Origin of the sequence: Rhodococcus sp. IEGM 1307 (assembly GCF_030056915.1) — a bacterium.
Taxonomy (GTDB): Bacteria; Actinomycetota; Actinomycetes; order Mycobacteriales; family Mycobacteriaceae; genus Rhodococcus_F; species Rhodococcus_F opacus_D.
The window spans coordinates 1-3,276 of record NZ_JASHKW010000053.1; the positions used below are offsets into that span (position 1 = coordinate 1).

General features: G+C 55.2%; 1 rRNA gene. It reads right to left on the minus strand.

The annotated features are described in order from the left end of the window. Positions 1-72: 72 nt before the first annotated feature. A 23S ribosomal RNA gene (locus QM841_RS42730) occupies positions 73-3,206 on the minus strand. Positions 3,207-3,276 lie beyond the last annotated feature (70 nt).

The following is a 3,276-nucleotide window of genomic DNA, read 5'->3' on the forward strand; positions in this document are numbered from 1 at the left end:
GGTGTTCTTCTTTCTTCTGTTCTGAAACGTGTGTGTTGTTTCAGATACTGCACAGTGGACGCGTAGCTTCTTTGTGGTAAGTCCTCGGCCTATTAGTACCAGTCACCTGCATCCGTTACCGGACTTCCAGTTCTGGCCTATCAACCCGGTGGTCTGCCGGGGGCCTTACCCCCTCGAGGGGGTGAGAAACCTCATCTTGGAACAGGCTTCCCGCTTAGATGCTTTCAGCGGTTATCCCTTCCGAACGTAGCTAACCAGCGGTGCTCCTGGTGGAACAACTGGCACACCAGAGGTTCGTCCGTCCCGGTCCTCTCGTACTAGGGACAGCCTTCCTCAAGTTTCTAACGCGCGCGGCGGATAGAGACCGAACTGTCTCACGACGTTCTAAACCCAGCTCGCGTGCCGCTTTAATGGGCGAACAGCCCAACCCTTGGGACCTACTCCAGCCCCAGGATGCGACGAGCCGACATCGAGGTGCCAAACCATCCCGTCGATATGGACTCTTGGGGAAGATCAGCCTGTTATCCCCGGGGTACCTTTTATCCGTTGAGCGACACCGCTTCCACTTGCCGGTGCCGGATCACTAGTCCCGACTTTCGTCCCTGCTCGACCTGTCAGTCTCACAGTCAAGCTCCCTTGTGCACTTGCACTCGACACCTGATTGCCAACCAGGCTGAGGGAACCTTTGGGCGCCTCCGTTACATTTTGGGAGGCAACCGCCCCAGTTAAACTACCCACCAGGCACTGTCCCTGAACCAGATCATGGTCCGAGGTTAGAGGTCCAATACGATCAGAGTGGTATTTCAACAACGACTCCACACTCACTGGCGTGAGCGCTTCACAGTCTCCCACCTATCCTACACAAACCGAACCGAACACCAATACCAAGCTGTAGTGAAGGTCCCGGGGTCTTTTCGTCCTGCCGCGCGTAACGAGCATCTTTACTCGTAATGCAATTTCGCCGAGTCTATGGTTGAGACAGCTGAGAAGTCGTTACGCCATTCGTGCAGGTCGGAACTTACCCGACAAGGAATTTCGCTACCTTAGGATGGTTATAGTTACCACCGCCGTTTACTGGGGCTTAAATTCTCAGCTTCGCTCCGAAGAGCTAACCGGTCCTCTTAACCTTCCAGCACCGGGCAGGCGTCAGTCCGTATACATCGTCTTACGACTTCGCACGGACCTGTGTTTTTAGTAAACAGTCGCTTCTCACTGGTCTCTGCGGCCCCACCCAGCTCACACTGCAAGAGTGATCACCGGACGAGGCCCCCCTTCTCCCGAAGTTACGGGGGCATTTTGCCGAGTTCCTTAACCATAGTTATCTCGATCGCCTTAGTATTCTCTACCTGACCACCTGTGTCGGTTTGGGGTACGGGCCGTGTGAAAGCTCGCTAGAGGCTTTTCTCGGCAGCATAGGATCACTGAATTCGCCTCATTCGGCTATGCGTCACCTCTCAGGCTTAATGAATGGCGGATTTGCCTACCATTCGCCCTACAGGCTTACACCAGTATTACCACTGACTGGCTCAGCTACCTTCCTGCGTCACCCCATCGCTTGGCTACTACCAGATCAGGTCCCATGCATCCACATCCAGGGCCCCCGAAGGGGCGTAAGGACGCTTCAGGATGGTTAGTATCACTGATTCACCAGGGGCGCGTTCACACGGGTACGGGAATATCAACCCGTTGTCCATCGGCTACGCCTGTCGGCCTCGTCTTAGGTCCCGACTCACCCTGGGCGGATTAACCTGGCCCAGGAACCCTTGGTCATTCGGCGGACGAGTTTCTCACTCGTCTTTCGCTACTCATGCCTGCATTCTCACTCGTGTGGCCTCCACGGCTGGGTCACCCCGCCGCTTCCATGGCCACACGACGCTCCCCTACCCATCCACACCACTGCCCAAGACTCCGCAGAATCAAGGGGGTGCATTGTGTGAATGCCGCAGCTTCGGTGGTGTACTTGAGCCCCGCTACATTGTCGGCGCAGGATCACTTGACCAGTGAGCTATTACGCACTCTTTCAAGGGTGGCTGCTTCTAAGCCAACCTCCTGGTTGTCTTCGCGACCCCACATCCTTTTCCACTTAGTACACGCTTAGGGACCTTAGCTGGCGATCTGGGCTGTTTCCCTCTCGACTACGAACCTTATCGCCCGCAGTCTCACTGCCGCGCTCTCACTCACCGGCATTCGGAGTTTGGCTGATTTCGGTAAGCTTGTGGGCCCCCTAGACCATCCAGTAGCTCTACCTCCGGTGAGAAACACGCGACGCTGCACCTAAATGCATTTCGGGGAGAACCAGCTATCACGGAGTTTGATTGGCCTTTCACCCCTACCCACAGCTCATCCCCTCAGTTTTCAACCTAAGTGGGTTCGGTCCTCCACGACGTCTTACCGTCGCTTCAACCTGGCCATGGGTAGATCACTCCGCTTCGGGTCTAGAACATGCCACTAAAAACGCCCTATTCGGACTCGCTTTCGCTACGGCTACCCCACACGGGTTAACCTCGCGACATGCCACTAACTCGCAGGCTCATTCTTCAAAAGGCACGCCATCACCCCCCACACCGAAGTGTGCAAAGGCTTTGACGGATTGTAAGCGCACGGTTTCAGGTACTATTTCACTCCCCTCCCGGGGTACTTTTCACCTTTCCCTCACGGTACTAGTCCGCTATCGGTCACCAGGGAGTATTCAGGCTTATCGGGTGGTCCCGACAGATTCACACCAGATTTCACGGGCCCGGTGCTACTTGGGTTTCCATCACGACAGTCATCATGTTTTCGTGTACGGGACTCTCACCCTCTACGACAGGCCGTTCCAGACCACTTCCACTAACACAATGATTTCTTACTGTCGGCCAACACGGCAGCATTGACAAGATGAACCCCACAACCCCACGAATGCAACACCTGCCGGCTATCACACATCCATGGTTTAGCCTCTTCCGCTTTCGCTCGCCACTACTCACGGAATCACTATTGTTTTCTCTTCCTGTGGGTACTGAGATGTTTCACTTCCCCACGTTCCCTCCACACACCCTATATATTCAGGTGCGGGTAACACGACATCACTCGTGCTGGGTTTCCCCATTCGGACATCCTCGGATCTCAGCTCGGTTGACAGCTCCCCGAGGCTTATCGCAGCCTCCTACGTCCTTCATCGGCTCCTGGTGCCAAGGCATCCACCGTACGCTCTTCATTACTTACAACAAAGATGCTCGCGTCCACTGTGCAGTTCTCAAACAACACACAACCAACCACCCACACAGACACCAGACC